The following is a 14,183-nucleotide window of genomic DNA, read 5'->3' as shown; positions in this document are numbered from 1 at the left end:
ATATCATCTTAGACCCTTCACGACTTCATTCATGTTTATTCTTCCTTAGCTCTATCAGACGACAACACCTCCGACTCAATGGGAATCGGAGGTGCTACGTAATGGAAAGGTTACACTTGCTCGACGATGACAGCGACGCCGTGGCCGCCACCGACACACAAGGTGGCGAGCCCAGTGGCTGCTTGCCTGCGCTTCATGGCATGCAACAGCGTCACGAGGATACGCGCACCGCTGGCGCCAATCGGATGCCCGAGTGCAATGGCACCGCCGTTCACATTGACGATTGCTGGATCGATCCCAAGCTCATTGATGACAGCAATCGATTGGGCGGCGAAAGCTTCATTTATTTCCGCCAGGTCAATATCCGCCAGCGACATGCCCGCCTTCTTTACCGCCGCCTGCGCGGCTGATACAGGGCCCATGCCCATATAGGCTGGATCCACGCCGGTGCAGGCATAGCCGCGGACGCGCGCCAGCACGGACAGCCCAAGCTGCTTCGCCATACGCCCAGAGCAGACCACTAGCGCTGCCGCTCCATCGTTAATGCCGGAAGCATTTCCGGCTGTTACCGTGCCGTCTGGCTGGAATGCAGGCTTGAGTCGAGCCAGGGCAGCAGCCGTCACATCAGGACGGAAATGCTCATCGGCTTCAATCGTCGACAGCCCCTTCTTGGTTCGAATCTCCACCGGCACGATTTCAGCGGAGAACTCACTGCGCTCCCATGCCTCGCGAGCCCGCTGTTGACTCGTCAGAGCGAAGGCATCTTGCTCTTCTCTCGCAATGCCATATTTCGCCGCAATATTTTCCGCAGTTTTGCCCATATGAATGTCACATATCGAGCAGGTAAGTCCGTCTTTGAGGATGCTGTCCTCAATTACCCCATTCCCAAGCCGGTATCCCATTCTGCCTTGCGCCAATACATAAGGTGCAAGCGACATATTTTCCATGCCGCCCGCGACAATGAGATCTGCATCATCAGCCTTGATGGCCTGCGCAGCCATGATGACCGCCTTCAAACCTGAGCCGCATATTTTATTAATCGTAACGGCCGGAACCTCGCAGGGAAGCCCTGCCTTTATTGCGGCCAGACGTGCTGGCCCTTGGCCGCTGCCCGCCTGCAGTACATTGCCCATGATCACTTCGTGCACTGATCCCGGCTGTACCCCGGCTCGCCCCAGTGCTTCTGTGATAACCCGCGCTCCCAGTTCAACAGCCGGTACTTCGCTCAATCCGCCCATGAACGCACCGATCGGCGTTCGTACAGCGCTTGCAATTACAACGTCAGACAGATCGCCACCCCCATCTGCAATGCATTATTTAGTCACTGATAGTGACTGATAGTCACCGATAGTTACCGAAAGACATTGATATTCACTGATAGACATTGATAGTTACTAAGTGCAATAGATAATCATTCAAGTCATCGCTATGCAAACATAGCTCGTTATATCCCAATACCAACCGTTCGAACATAGGTCAGCAATAAAGAAGCGCCCGATTGGTCAAACCGATTTGACGCAAGGACCAAGAATATGCCGAAGCGCCTCGATGAACACCTGATTTTCCTGCTCCGTTCCTATGGATACACGAATCGTATCTGGATAGCCGAGCAAACTGCCCGCGCGCACCACCACGCCCCGCTCCAGTAACGAGCGGAATACGTCGTCACCAGAACAATTCAGCTTCACCATCAGGAAGTTGGCGTGCGATGGATAGCAGGACAGACCCAACTGCTTCAATTCCGCAACCAGCTTGGTTCTCTCCGCCTCATTCCGCCGGGCACAGTCTTCGGCGAACGTCGTATCGTCCAGTGAGGCAAGAGCCGCAGCTTGCGCCATTCGATTCGAATTGAACGGCTCCTTTACCTTGATCAGCTCCTGCACGATGCTCGGATGCATCATACCGTAGCCTGCTCGCAGCGCAGCTAAGCCATAAATCTTAGAGAACGTACGCAAGATGACCAGATTTGGATAGCTGGCAAGCAGAGGTATGGTCTGTAAGTTGTCCGGGTCGGACACATACTCGTAATATGCCTCGTCGATGACCAGCAAAATATGTCGTGGTACCTGTTCGATGAAGGCAAGCAGCTCGCTTCGCCCCACAATTGTCCCGGTTGGATTGTTCGGGTTGCATATGAAGATCATCTTCGTCCTGCTGCCGATCGCCTTCAGCATGCCGTCCAGATCATGAACGCCCTCGATGAGCGGCACCGCAACGGGAACGCCTCCCTCAATACGAACGTTCGTATCGTAACGAGGGAATGTGACATCGGCCATGATCGCCTCGTCCCCTGCGGCGATATAACTCCGCGTTAGTAAACGGATAATTTCGTCGGAACCATTGCCGACAATGAAATATTCAGGCTCCACGCCCAGATGAGCTGACAGCTTCGCCGCCAATTCGGGAGCGGTTCCTTCCGGATACAAGGCGCACTTCTCCATTTCGCGTACAATAGCCTGGGCGGCCAATTCCGAACAGCCGTACGGATTTTCATTGGACGCGAGCTTGATGATCTCCGTAAGGCCGAACTCCCTTTTTACCTCTTCAATCGGTTTTCCAGGCACGTACACGCCGAGCGGCTCGATTTCTTTTCTTGTCGGGATCTTGACAGACACTTGCATACACGCTCCTCCTTAGCCCTTTACTCCGATGCCCGAGGCGCTGCGTTCGCCGCGTTCAACGCTGGGCTTATTCGGAACGTCGCCTCGGTTTTGTGACGAATCTCTTCTACGTCAGCTCCTTGCTGTGTCTCGATCAAGACCATGCCTTCTTCGGTAAAATCAAATACGGCCAAATCGGTAATTAACCGGTCGACGACTCGTTTGCCCGTCAGCGGCAAACTGCACTCGCGCTTGATTTTAGATTCACCATGCTTATTCACATGCTCCATTATGACGACGATGCGCCGGGCACCATTCACCAGATCCATGGCGCCTCCCATGCCTTTAATCATTTTGCCGGGAATCATCCAATTCGCCAGATCACCCTGTTCCGATACTTCCATCCCGCCCAGAATGGCGAGATCAATATGACCACCGCGGATCATGGCGAACGACTCGGCACTGTCGAAGTAGGACGCCCCTTCCACAGCGCTCACCGTCTCCTTGCCTGCGTTAATCAGATCCGGATCCTCGCTCCCCTCTAATGGGTATGGCCCGATGCCGAGCAGGCCGTTCTCCGAATGGAGCATCACATCGAACTCTGGCGGAATGATGCCTGCAATGAGGGTCGGCATGCCGATGCCGAGATTGACTGTCATCCCGTCCGCAATCTCCAGCACTGCTCGCCGCACGATGGCTTGACGTGCATCACTCATGCGAATCCCTCCGTTCCTTGCTGCGCCGCCGACTGGACAACGCGCCGTTCCACCCGCTTTTCATATCCGGTTCCGTGAAGTATCCGCTGCACATAGATACCAGGCGTATGAATATGATTCGGATCCAATTGTCCCGGCTCAACCAGCTCCTCCACCTCGGCAATCGTAATTTTACCTGCTGCTGCTGCCAACGGATTGAAGTTCTGGGCTGTCTTCCGGTAGATCAGATTTCCGAGCGTATCCCCCTTCCACGCCTTCACGAACGCAAAATCTCCGACAATCGCCTCTTCCATCAGGTATGTGCGGCCGTTGAACTCTTTAAGCTCCTTGCCTTCCGCTATCGGCGTGCCGACACCGGTAGCCGTATAGAAGGCCGGGATACCGGCTCCGCCCGCGCGAATGCGCTCAGCCAGTGTGCCCTGCGGAACGAGCTCAACCTCCAGCTCACCGTTCAGAAGCTGGCGTTCGAATATTTTGTTCTCCCCAACATACGAAGAGATCATCTTCTTAATCTGGCGGTTCGCGAGCAGGAGACCGAGCCCCCAATCATCCACGCCGCAATTGTTGCTCACAACGGTCAGATTCTTCACACCGCAGTCTCTCAGCGCCGCAATAGCCAGCTCGGGGATCCCGCATAGGCCGAATCCACCTACTATCAAGGTCGCGCCTTCTTGAATTCCCTTTATCGCCTCAGCGGCGGAATGCACGACTTTCCTATCCTTCATGCGATGCGCTCCTTTCATCAGCGTAACTTGAAGCTCTTACATCTTGCAGTCATTAACGAGCTTACACGGTTCGAGATGCTTCCGGCGACCCCTCGCACCAGCTGTACATGTATTGACTATCCTCGTAGGACAGTGCTTGCTTGACAACGCGCAGCGGACGGAACGTGTCGATCATGACCGCAAGCTCTGTCGTTTCCTTTTTGCCGATGCTGTCTTCGATCTTGCCAGGATGCGGTCCGTGCGGGATGCCTGATGGATGCAAGGTAATGGAACTTTCCTTCACTCCCTTGCGGCTCATGAAGTTGCCCCTGACATAATAGAGCACCTCGTCGCTGTCTACATTGCTGTGGAAATAGGGGGCAGGAATTCCATCGGGATGATAATCGTATAATCGAGGCACGAAGGAGCAAATGACAAAGTTATTCCCCTCGAAGGTCTGGTGAATCGGCGGCGGCATATGAATGCGGCCCGTTATCGGCTCGAAATCGGCAATATTGAAAATCCACGGGTACAAATACCCATCCCAGCCTACAACATCAAAAGGATGATGGTTGAATATATGCAGATGGATATATCCCCTAGACTTCGTTCTTACTTCGAATTCACCAAGCTGAGCGTAAGTCTCCAGCTTATCCGGCCCGCGGAAATCCCGTTCGCAGAACGGACTATGCTCCAAAAGCTGACCATGCGGGTTGCGATAGCGCTTCGGCGTTGTAATCCAACTGTTCGTTTCCACGACCAGGAGCTTTGTACGTCCGCCCCCCAGCTCCGGTATGACGCGATAGATCGTGCCGATCGGTATGTTGATATAATCCCCTGGACGGTAATGGAGCGTGCCGAACATCGTCTCCACGGCACCCTCTCCTTCATGTACGAACAACAGTTCATCCCCGTCCCCGTTCCGGTAGAAATAATCCATCGGCTGATCGACGTTCGCAGTCGCGATAAGCAGATCCTCATTGCCAAGCATATAGCGTCTGCCAGCGACAGCGTCGTCCGCATCCATGCAATCGCCAGTCAATAGATGACGGTGGCGAAGCGCCCCCTGCTCTTCGAACTCAATATCGAAGACGGCATGCACTTCCGCCTTGCTGATAGCCGTCGGCGGATAATGGTGATACAAGATCGACTGAATGCCGGAGAACCCCTTCGTTCCCATCACTTGCTCACGGTACAGGGTGCCGTCCGGCTTGCGGAACATCGTATGCCTCTTTCCAGGGATGTCTCCCATGCGGCGGTAATAGGCCATGACACGAATCCTCCTCTTTCCAATTCAATACCGGTTGAGCGGCTTCTTCAACCGCTTCAACCGATGGTATTACGCAGCAAGCCAAGTCCCGTGACCTCTAATTCGACGACATCGCCGGGCTCCAGCCAGCGGTGAACCTCCGGCCCCAGTTCGAGAAGGCAGCCGGTTCCGACCGTACCCGATCCAATAATATCCCCAGGATACAAAGTGACGTCTGACGATGCCCGCGCGAGCATGTTCCCGAACGTATAGTGGAGGTCGCGCATATTCCCTCTTGACAACTCGGCACCATTGACGCGAGCCGTCATCTCCAAGTCATGGCGCTCACCTGTACGATACCGTTCCAGCTCGTCCTTGGTGACCAGATAGGGTCCGAGCGAGGTGGCAAAATCCTTGCCCTTGGCCGGGCCGAGGCCGACCTTCACTTCCTCCCTCTGGATATCGCGCGCACTCCAGTCGTTCATGATGCAATAGCCGAATATATAGGAATCAGCCTCTTCGGCAGTAATATCGCGTCCTTCCTTGCCGATGACGCAGGCCACCTCCAGCTCGTAATCCAGAGCGGAGGTGGCGGTCGGTTTGCGGATAAGCGCGTTCGGGCCTACAATGGCCTGATGGTTGCTAAAATAAAACACCGGGAACTGGTACCATTCCGGCATGATATCAAGTCCCCGTCTCCGCCTCGCCCCGATCACATGTGCTTCGAAGGCGTAGAAATCGCGGACACTCGGCGGCTTCGGAAGCGGCGCGAGCAAGGAGACATCGGATGCCGGATAGATGCCCTTAAGCGAGTGCATCGCCTTCGCATCTGAGCCAAGGCGGCTGTCGATTCGCTCGGCCTCCTCCATATAATCCTCATGGCGGCGCACAAATTCCAGCAAATCGCTCGGCAGCCGCCCTGCACTGACCTCATGCATATCGACGACGCAGCCTTCCCGCAGCCAACCGGAACGCGGCGAGCCGGTTCCAGTGTCAAATGTCACGAACTTCATAGAACCTCCCGCTTTCCGTATACCGCTACTTTTTTCTTTCCAATATGAAGGTGTCAGAAGTGGCACGGGTGTAAACTTGGCCGGCCATGCGTCCAATCGGAAGCAGCTTCTCCATGTCGATTTTGCCATCGGCATACAGCTCGTCGCTGATATGCATCATTACGACCTTGCCGATAACAAGGCTGCCAGCGCCCGGCTGATCGCCGAAATGCAGGATATCATGGAGAACGCACTCCATGTGAATGCCACTTTCCTGAACCCGGTAGGGGCGAATGAGCTCGCTAGGGATCGGGGTCAAGCCCGTGACTTGGAATTCATCCACCTCAGGATCGAATTCAGCAGCTGTCTCATTCATCGGCTCGACAATCTGTTCCCCAACAATGTTGACCACGAATTCGCCGGTTGCTTCAATATTGACGAGCGTGTCCTTCTTGCATCCGTCCGTCCCTCGGCGCATCGGGGCGAAGCAGATCATAAGCGGATCCGCGCAGATTGCTGTGAAAAAACTGAACGGCGCCAGGTTCGCCATACCGTTCGAATCGATCGTGGACACAAAAGCAATCGGTCGCGGCAGGATGGAGCCTATCATCAGCTTATAAGCGTCTCTCCAATGCAGATCATGCGGTGTAATATTCATGCGGCTTCTACTCCTTCCTGCGGCGCGGGGCTACAAGTTGCCGCGGCGCTCCTGCTCCCGTTCGATCGATTCGAACAAGGCCTTGAAATTGCCTTCGCCGAAGCCAATAGCTCCTTTGCGTTGAATAATCTCGAAAAACAACGTCGGTCTATCGACAAGCGGCTTCGTGAAGATTTGCAGCAAATAGCCTTCATCATCGCGATCCACCAAAATTTTCAATTCCTGAAGCTTGGCAATATCTTCGTCAATGCTTCCAACCCGTTCCGTCAGCATTTCATAGTAGGAATCGGGCGTGCTCAGGAACTCGACCCCGTTCTCGCGAAGCGCCGTAACCGTAGAGACAATATCGTTCGTCAGCAGGGCTAGATGCTGTACACCCGCTCCTTTGTAATATTCCAGATACTCCTGAATCTGCGATTTGCGCTTGGCAGTCGCTGGCTCGTTGATCGGGAATTTAATTCTGCCGCCGTTATGCATCACTTTAGACATCAAGGCCGAATATTCCGTGCTGATATCCTTGTCATCGAAATGAATCATTTGCTTGAAGCCCATCACATTTTCATAGTAAGCTACCCATTCCTCCATTTGCTCCACGTTGCCGACGACATGATCGATGCCGATCAGACCGGACGATTGATGTGGAAGGGTGTCTTCGATGGATTGATAGCCAGGAAGGAACAATCCTTCGTAATTATCCCGCTCGATCAGCGTATGAATCGTATCGCCATATGTGCCGATGATTGCTTTTTTGACTTTGCCGTGCTCATCCGAATATTCGACCGGCTCCATAATGGGAATTCCGCCGCGTGAGACCGCATCCTTGTAAGCCTTTTCAACATTACTAACCCGCAATGCAACATCTTTGACCCCGTCCCCGTGCAATTTGACGAACTCGGCAATTGGATGGTCGTCAGAGAGAGCGCCAGAGAGTACGAACCGAATTTTATTCTGCTCGATTACATACGATACTTGCTCCCGGTTTCCGGTTTCCAGTCCAGAGTAGGCAATAGGGCGGAATCCATACCCTTTGACGAAATAGTGCATCGCTTGCTTGGCGTTCCCTGTATAAAGTTCAATGTAGTCGATTTCTTGAATTGGGAAAATCTCTTTCTCCGTTAATTCGAAAACCTCTTGTCTCTTCATTCAACATCCTCCTACACTCACATGGATTGCTTCCACTGAGAGTATATGATGTATACCAATATCTAGCAAAAGTGTACTCGAACGCGCCCATGCTACAACGCACGGCGGAGGAACCGCGGCTGGACAGACGCGCATGAATTCGGCGGGGAGGAACCGCATCGACGCACTATCGCAGTGAGGAAGCAAACAAGTGGAGCGTATCTTCATTGAATTGAATGTGAATGTTTTTTGAACAAATAGAAGGAAATAGACGTCTTCTTGTCAAAAAGTAAAGCGTAAGCGCATTCGTGGTATTCATTTCGAATTGGAGTTGATCGACGATATGTGTGCCAAGCGTTCCGGCGACCCGGCGATTGAGCAATTGCTGGAGGCCATTATGAAGCTGCAAAGCATTGAGGAATGTTATGATTTTTTTGAGGAATTGACGACACCCAAAGAACTGCAGGCACTGTCCCAACGGTTGGAAGTCGCCAAATTGCTGTTGAACGGCAACACGTATATGGAAATCGAAGCGGAGACTGGCGCAAGCACGGCCATTATTTCGCGCGTCAAGCGAATCCTGCACAATGGCAACGGAAGTTACCAGCTCATGCTCAGCAGACTTGAGCAGCAATCGTAATAAAATTCGGTGCTTACAGTGTTACGGGCTCGTCAAAGCCGACACATGTTAAGTGGGGGAGTTAGCACATGTCGGCCTCTCTACCCGTCTTGCTTGACTTTTCGAGCCAAATTGGCTGAAGTGCGGTGCAACTGTCGCGCCCCGCATTTTGTTTTCAGCGTGGGGGACAAATGCTGAATATGACAGTATGCTTATTTTCCGCATCAGCCAGAAAACAACATTTCATTTGCAAGCAGCATTACACTGCTTAATTTTCCTCTAAAAACCTGAACAACATATTCATTAGCTATACACTCGAAAATATCATCATGAAAAGTAAAAATATAGTGTTTTCTCGCGTCCCATAACTCTTGCTTGAAATTAGAGTGTACTGAATTGATTTTCTTTTGTTCATTTATCCAGGAAGAATTTTTTATTTCGTGCATCTCATAACCTTCAAGCCCATGCTCATAGAGCGGATGTCCATGCAGCACTTCATCATTAACTCCACCGAATCTAATGCTGTAACACCTTTCAAATTGGATAAGTGCAACATAATCTTTCGATTGCGGATCAAGTACGTGAATGATGTTTGTACTTTCATCCCAATCGGGGTTACTAGTGCCTATATAGTATAATAAATAGGTTTTGTATCCATTTGAAACAACATGAGGAAGCGGAGCTCCAACATCCTGCGGAAATGTTGTTTTAATGGGTATAGCTGTTTCTTCACCCTTCATTAAGGATACTTTCCTGTTCAATATTCTGCGCTCATCAATTAGGTCATACATTTCTTGATCTATTTTGTTTCTCTTTTTATTTAAAATGCTTTTTATTTGCGAAAGCCTTTGCTCAATCTCCATGATGCTCGCCATTAGTTCCTTCACACCTCCTAATTTATCTAAATAAGAGATTTCGCCTCCCTCCCCATACAATCTTCCTTCGCTGCATGACTCCCTGTCTCCCCGCACAAAATGAATAAGGGCTGCCTCTGCGTTATGAACACAACGCAGAGGCAGCCCCTCTCCTCACAGCAATTATACCTGCGGACCGGCAAGCTTGATGGACTCCGCTACATCGCTGAATTTTATTTCGAAATTGCGAGCAAAGATCTCCGCCAGCTGCTTCGCCTTACAATCATAGGCCGATTTATCCGCCCACATCCTTCTCGGATCAAGCAATTCATAGGGAACGAATGGCACCACATCAGGGATAAGCATGCCGAATACAGGATGAGGAGTGAAGGCTGCTTTCTCGATACTTCCATTTATAATCGCCTTGACCATCGCCCTTGTGTACGACAGATTCATCCGCTCACCAATCCCGTAAGGACCGCCGCTCCATCCTGTATTGACCAAATAAACCTTCACACCGTATTTCGTGATTTTGTCGCCGAGCATTTCTGCGTATACATCCGGTCTCAAGGGGAGGAATGGAGCTCCAAAGCATGCCGAGAATGTCGCTTCTGGTTCGACTACGCCGCGTTCCGTACCTATCATTTTGGATGTATAGCCGGACAGGAAGTGATACATCGCCTGCTCCTTCGTCAGCTTGGATACGGGAGGCAGGACGCCAAAGGCATCGGCGGTCAAAAAGATAATGACATTCGGATGGCCTGCGGTACCCGGAATGATCGAGTTATGAATATTATCAATCGGATAAGCGGCCCGCGTGTTCTCCGTTAGTGTATTACTATGGTAATCTGCCTCACCGGTTACGGTGTCAATCCACACATTTTCCAGGACAGAACCGAACCGGATTGCATTCCAGATTTGCGGCTCCTTCTCCTGCGACAGCCCGATGCATTTGGCATAGCAGCCGCCTTCGAAATTGAATACGCCCGCATCGGACCAGCCATGCTCATCATCGCCGACTAAGCCGCGATCCGGATCAGCCGACAAAGTCGTCTTCCCTGTTCCCGATAATCCAAAAAACAATGCCGTGTCTCCATCCTCCCCGACATTCGCCGAGCAGTGCATCGGCATGACGCCACGGAAGGGAAGCAAATAGTTCAGCACGCTGAAAATCGATTTCTTTATCTCGCCTGCGTAATGGGTACCGCCGATGAGCACAGTCTTTTTCTCGAATGAGATCGCAATGAACGTCTCGGAATTCGTCCCGTCGACAGCGGGATCCGCCTTCATGCCAGGCATTGCAATCACAGTAAAATCAGGTTCATGAGTTAACAGCTCATTCGTTGTTGGACGTATAAACAATTGCTGAACGAATAAATTTTGCCACGCGTATTCATTAATAAAGCGGACAGGCAAACGATAAGCCAGGTCTGCCCCTGCATAACCGTCGAATACAAAGAGCTTGCGATTCTTCATATAGTTGATCGTTTTGTTATACAACGAGTCGAATTGCTCAGAGGTGATTGCCTGATTCACCTCGCCCCAAGCGACATGGTCTGCTGTGTCCGACTCTCTGACGATGAACTTATCCTTCGGGGAACGTCCCGTATATTTGCCCGTTGTGACTTGCAAAGCGCCAGTCGAAGTCAGATGACCTTCTCCGTTGCAGAGAGCGGATTCTACCAGCTTGGCAACCGCCAGGTTCCTCTGAGATTCATCTACATACAGACCAGCCAATTGAGTGCTTTCCTTATTTTTCGCGATCACGGTTATCCTCCCTATTCCACTGTTACCGAGTTCTTGTTTCATCCCGTCTCCAACAACTAAGAAAATGTATATTTTATCCTTTTTCATTTAATGTATACTATAAATAAATAATACGCAATATATAAAAGCGAATTGGGTGAATCCAATTATTTATTACGTCATTTTGAAAATGTTTTCACAATAGACAAATAAAAAAGGTGTCAATGCTTCTCTAAGAGATGAACTCTCTTTTAAAAAAGCATAACACCTTTTTCCCCATTTCTGGCTTACTTCCCTCAGCTTCCTTGACGCTATCTCTTCTATATATAAGTCAGAAAATAGGATCAACTCCTACTTCGCCCAAACGGATTGCACAACAATTCCTTCATCACTCAACCGTTGCCGCAAGCTTTGGGCAAAGGCAAGCGCATGTGTGCCATCACCATGAATGCATACCGTATCGGTTTGAATCGCCACATCAACACCCTGGACAGCATGGACAACCCCTTCTTTTACCATGCGAATGACCTGCTGTACTGCTTCTTCAGTATCCGTGATCAGCGCATTGGACTCCCGACGCGGCGTCAATGAACCATCCACTTGATACGTCCGGTCTGCGAATACTTCATGCACACAGCGAAGTCCAACGGCTTGACCCGCCTTGATCAGTTCACTTCCCGATAGTCCGAATAACACCAGCTCTGGATTCATATCATGGACAGCTCGGGCAATCGCCTCAGCCAGCGCGTAGTTGCTTGCAGCCATGTTGTACAAGGCACCATGCGGCTTCACATGCTGCATCTTGCCGCCAGCCGCTGTGACAAATCCGTATAGCGCCCCCACCTGATAGACGACCATATCATAGGCTTCCTCAGGAGTGATTGCGAGGTTGCGCCGTCCGAATCCAGCTAGATCTGGTAGTCCGGGATGAGCCCCAATTGCTGTCCCACGCTCAAGTGCTGCTGCTACAGTCCGCTTCATGACGGATGGATCGCCAGCATGGAAACCGCAAGCAATATTCACGGATGTTACGAACGGCAAAATTGCTTCATCAGAGCCGAGCCGATATGCGCCAAAGCTCTCTCCCATATCACAGTTTATATCGATTTGATGCATAGTACTTTCCCTCCTAACGAATCCGCAGGGATAGTCCCTGCCGGAATTGGGCAATCTCTTGTTCCCGCTTCACATACAAGTCCTGTGCTTCTTCTTGTGTAACCTCTGCAAATCGAATATACCCGCCTGGTCTCACTTGGGCGATGAGCGGCAAATCCACACTAATTACATGAGCGATTCGCGGATATCCACCGACCGTTTGTCGATCCGCCAACAACACGATCGGATTGCCTTCCGGCGGTACTTGAATCGTGCCTGTGCTAACGGCAGACGATATCATGTCAATAGGTTCTGCCACAGCCAGCGGTACATCTGCGAGGCGGTAGCCCATTCTGTCCGACTGCGTCGTAACGCGGAATGGCTCCGTCCATAATCGATGCTTGCTTTCTTCACTGAATGTATCGAATTCAGGACCACGGACGACGCGAAGCACCGGATTTTCTTTGTAAGCAGGACGAATCGCAAAGCTGGCTCCCCATGGCATGACAATCGTTTCAAGGGAACATAACTTGAACGGTTCGGCAGCTTCTCCCATCTCCAGCACATCTCCAGCTTCAAGCGCTCGACCATGCAATCCACCTATTCCTGCCCGTAAATAAGTGCTGCGACTACCCATCGCTTCCGGGACGGATATCCCGCCGCTTATTGCCAGATAGGTTCTGCAGCCCGATACAGTTCTCCCGAATTGTAATGTGCTTCCTGCAGGAACATATACGGGACGCCATAGCGGAATGCTCATTCCATCAATGCTAGGAGACAAGTTGCCCCCCGCTAGAGCGATTACGGCGCCCTTTTCAAATATAAGCTGCGGCCCAAGCAACGTAATCTCTAAAGCTGCTGCGGCCTCTTCATTGCCTGCCAGCAAGTTCGCCAGCCTGAGTGCGATCCCATCCATTGCGCCACTTGTTAGTACACCGTACTTTTGTAACCCAAAGCGACCGAGATCCTGAACCGTTGTCAGCATGCCCGCCGATTTTACCCGGATACACATGACCCGCGCTCCTCCCATTTCGCGTATTCTTCTTCTGTAATAGGCAAAAAACGTATTCTATCCCCTGCTCTTAGCAGGGTTGGAGGATTCATATCCGGACGAAATAACGGCACGGGTGTCCGACCGATCAACTGCCAGCCGCCGGGCGTGACGATTGGATATACTCCCGTTTGCATGCCGGCAATCCCTACTGTACCTGATGGAATCGCAAGCCGTGGAGTGGAACGCCTTGGTGCGGCAATCCGCTTCGACATTCCTCCCAGAAACGGAAAACCTGGCGCAAACCCTAGCAAATAGACTATATATTCCCCGCTGCTGTGAATGTGAATAACCTCATCCGGTGACAGCTGGTTAATCGCGGCGACTTCATTCAAATCAGGACCGAAGCTCCCACCATAGCATACCGGTATGTCGACAGTTCGAATATTGCATTCAAGCTTCATATGTAGCGATTGAGCAACAGCAATTTCCAGCCGCGCTTGTGCCTCATCATACCGCAGCAGACTCGGATTATAAAATACGGTTACAGTCGTATAAGAAGGGACATATTCAATCATCCCTTGCATCGGATGTTCGTCAAGGTAGAGTGACAACAACCGAACTTGCTCATGTGCAGTCTGCCCGATGAGGGTACCAAATTCCACGACAACCGCTGAATCCCCGAGCGGAAAATATCTCATGCAGCTCCCCCTTACGATATTATTTAGTTCATGATAGCATGATTTCAATTCCCCTATCCATGCCGGGTACGTATTGTGCGAAGTGATAGGCGTTAACGTTATTTGATAAGATGTATACCCCCATTATTTCTGATCC

14 protein-coding genes are annotated in these 14,183 nt (G+C 51.3%); 1 reads left to right on the top strand and 13 read right to left on the bottom strand.

Annotated elements, in window-relative coordinates; genetic code table 11:
• Positions 1 to 110: 110 nt before the first annotated feature.
• The 8 genes from PBN151_RS20330 to hppD form a co-directional block, all read right to left on the bottom strand.
• Positions 111 to 1,289: an acetyl-CoA C-acetyltransferase gene (locus PBN151_RS20330; protein WP_072730445.1), complete on the bottom strand. Its 1,179-nt coding sequence runs from the start codon at positions 1,287 to 1,289 to the stop codon at positions 111 to 113.
• A 213-nt stretch (positions 1,290 to 1,502) separates the two neighbouring features.
• Positions 1,503 to 2,621: a histidinol-phosphate transaminase gene (hisC, locus tag PBN151_RS20325; RefSeq protein ID WP_072730444.1), complete on the bottom strand. Its 1,119-nt coding sequence runs from the start codon at positions 2,619 to 2,621 to the stop codon at positions 1,503 to 1,505.
• A gap of 20 nt (positions 2,622 to 2,641) precedes the next feature.
• Positions 2,642 to 3,316 carry a 3-oxoacid CoA-transferase subunit B gene (locus tag PBN151_RS20320; RefSeq protein WP_072730443.1) on the bottom strand — a complete coding sequence of 225 codons (675 nt, stop codon included), beginning with the start codon at positions 3,314 to 3,316 and terminating at the stop codon, positions 2,642 to 2,644.
• The gene (locus PBN151_RS20315) at positions 3,313 to 4,041 is read right to left on the bottom strand and encodes a CoA transferase subunit A (protein ID WP_072730442.1); all 729 of its coding nucleotides are present in this window, start codon (positions 4,039 to 4,041) and stop codon (positions 3,313 to 3,315) included. Before PBN151_RS20315 ends, PBN151_RS20320 begins: the two co-directional genes overlap by 4 nt.
• Before the next feature lie 61 nt (positions 4,042 to 4,102).
• Positions 4,103 to 5,290, bottom strand: a complete 1,188-nt coding sequence (locus PBN151_RS20310; protein WP_072730441.1) for a homogentisate 1,2-dioxygenase — start codon at positions 5,288 to 5,290, stop codon at positions 4,103 to 4,105.
• Positions 5,291 to 5,346: 56 nt separating this feature from the next.
• Positions 5,347 to 6,282: a fumarylacetoacetate hydrolase family protein gene (locus PBN151_RS20305; RefSeq protein ID WP_072730440.1), complete on the bottom strand. Its 936-nt coding sequence runs from the start codon at positions 6,280 to 6,282 to the stop codon at positions 5,347 to 5,349.
• Positions 6,283 to 6,307: 25 nt separating this feature from the next.
• Complete coding sequence (locus PBN151_RS20300; RefSeq protein ID WP_072730439.1) at positions 6,308 to 6,919, bottom strand: flavin reductase family protein; 612 nt, start codon at positions 6,917 to 6,919, stop codon at positions 6,308 to 6,310.
• 30 nt (positions 6,920 to 6,949) lie between these two features.
• On the bottom strand, positions 6,950 to 8,062 hold the full coding sequence (hppD, locus tag PBN151_RS20295) for a 4-hydroxyphenylpyruvate dioxygenase (RefSeq protein ID WP_072730438.1): 1,113 nt from the start codon (positions 8,060 to 8,062) through the stop codon (positions 6,950 to 6,952).
• Positions 8,063 to 8,384: 322 nt separating this feature from the next.
• Between hppD and PBN151_RS20290 the strand changes: the two genes are divergently transcribed.
• Positions 8,385 to 8,681, top strand: coding sequence for a YerC/YecD family TrpR-related protein (locus tag PBN151_RS20290; RefSeq protein WP_072730437.1), 297 nt, complete (start codon positions 8,385 to 8,387; stop codon positions 8,679 to 8,681).
• Between the two features lie 203 nt (positions 8,682 to 8,884).
• Here PBN151_RS20290 and PBN151_RS20285 read toward each other — a convergent pair whose 3' ends face one another.
• The 5 genes from PBN151_RS20285 to pxpB all read right to left on the bottom strand — a co-directional run bounded on the left by PBN151_RS20285 (position 8,885) and on the right by pxpB (position 14,047).
• Entirely contained in the window at positions 8,885 to 9,535 is a 651-nt protein-coding gene (locus PBN151_RS20285; protein WP_072730436.1) for a hypothetical protein, read from the bottom strand.
• 162 nt (positions 9,536 to 9,697) lie between these two features.
• Positions 9,698 to 11,323 carry a phosphoenolpyruvate carboxykinase (ATP) gene (gene pckA, locus PBN151_RS20280; protein ID WP_370510439.1) on the bottom strand — a complete coding sequence of 542 codons (1,626 nt, stop codon included), beginning with the start codon at positions 11,321 to 11,323 and terminating at the stop codon, positions 9,698 to 9,700.
• Positions 11,324 to 11,611: 288 nt separating this feature from the next.
• Positions 11,612 to 12,376: a LamB/YcsF family protein gene (locus PBN151_RS20275; protein WP_072730434.1), complete on the bottom strand. Its 765-nt coding sequence runs from the start codon at positions 12,374 to 12,376 to the stop codon at positions 11,612 to 11,614.
• 13 nt (positions 12,377 to 12,389) lie between these two features.
• Positions 12,390 to 13,367 carry a 5-oxoprolinase subunit C family protein gene (locus tag PBN151_RS20270; protein WP_072730433.1) on the bottom strand — a complete coding sequence of 326 codons (978 nt, stop codon included), beginning with the start codon at positions 13,365 to 13,367 and terminating at the stop codon, positions 12,390 to 12,392.
• Positions 13,352 to 14,047 (bottom strand): 5-oxoprolinase subunit PxpB, encoded by a 696-nt coding sequence (gene pxpB, locus PBN151_RS20265; protein ID WP_072730432.1) that lies wholly within the window; start codon positions 14,045 to 14,047, stop codon positions 13,352 to 13,354. Before pxpB ends, PBN151_RS20270 begins: the two co-directional genes overlap by 16 nt.
• Positions 14,048 to 14,183: the final 136 nt, after the last annotated feature.

The organism is Paenibacillus sp. NAIST15-1, assembly GCF_001894745.1.
Taxonomy (GTDB): Bacteria; Bacillota; Bacilli; order Paenibacillales; family Paenibacillaceae; genus Paenibacillus_B; species Paenibacillus_B suaedae.
The sequence above is the reverse complement of the archived record's forward strand: the minus strand, read 5'-3'. Positions and strand labels throughout refer to the sequence as shown.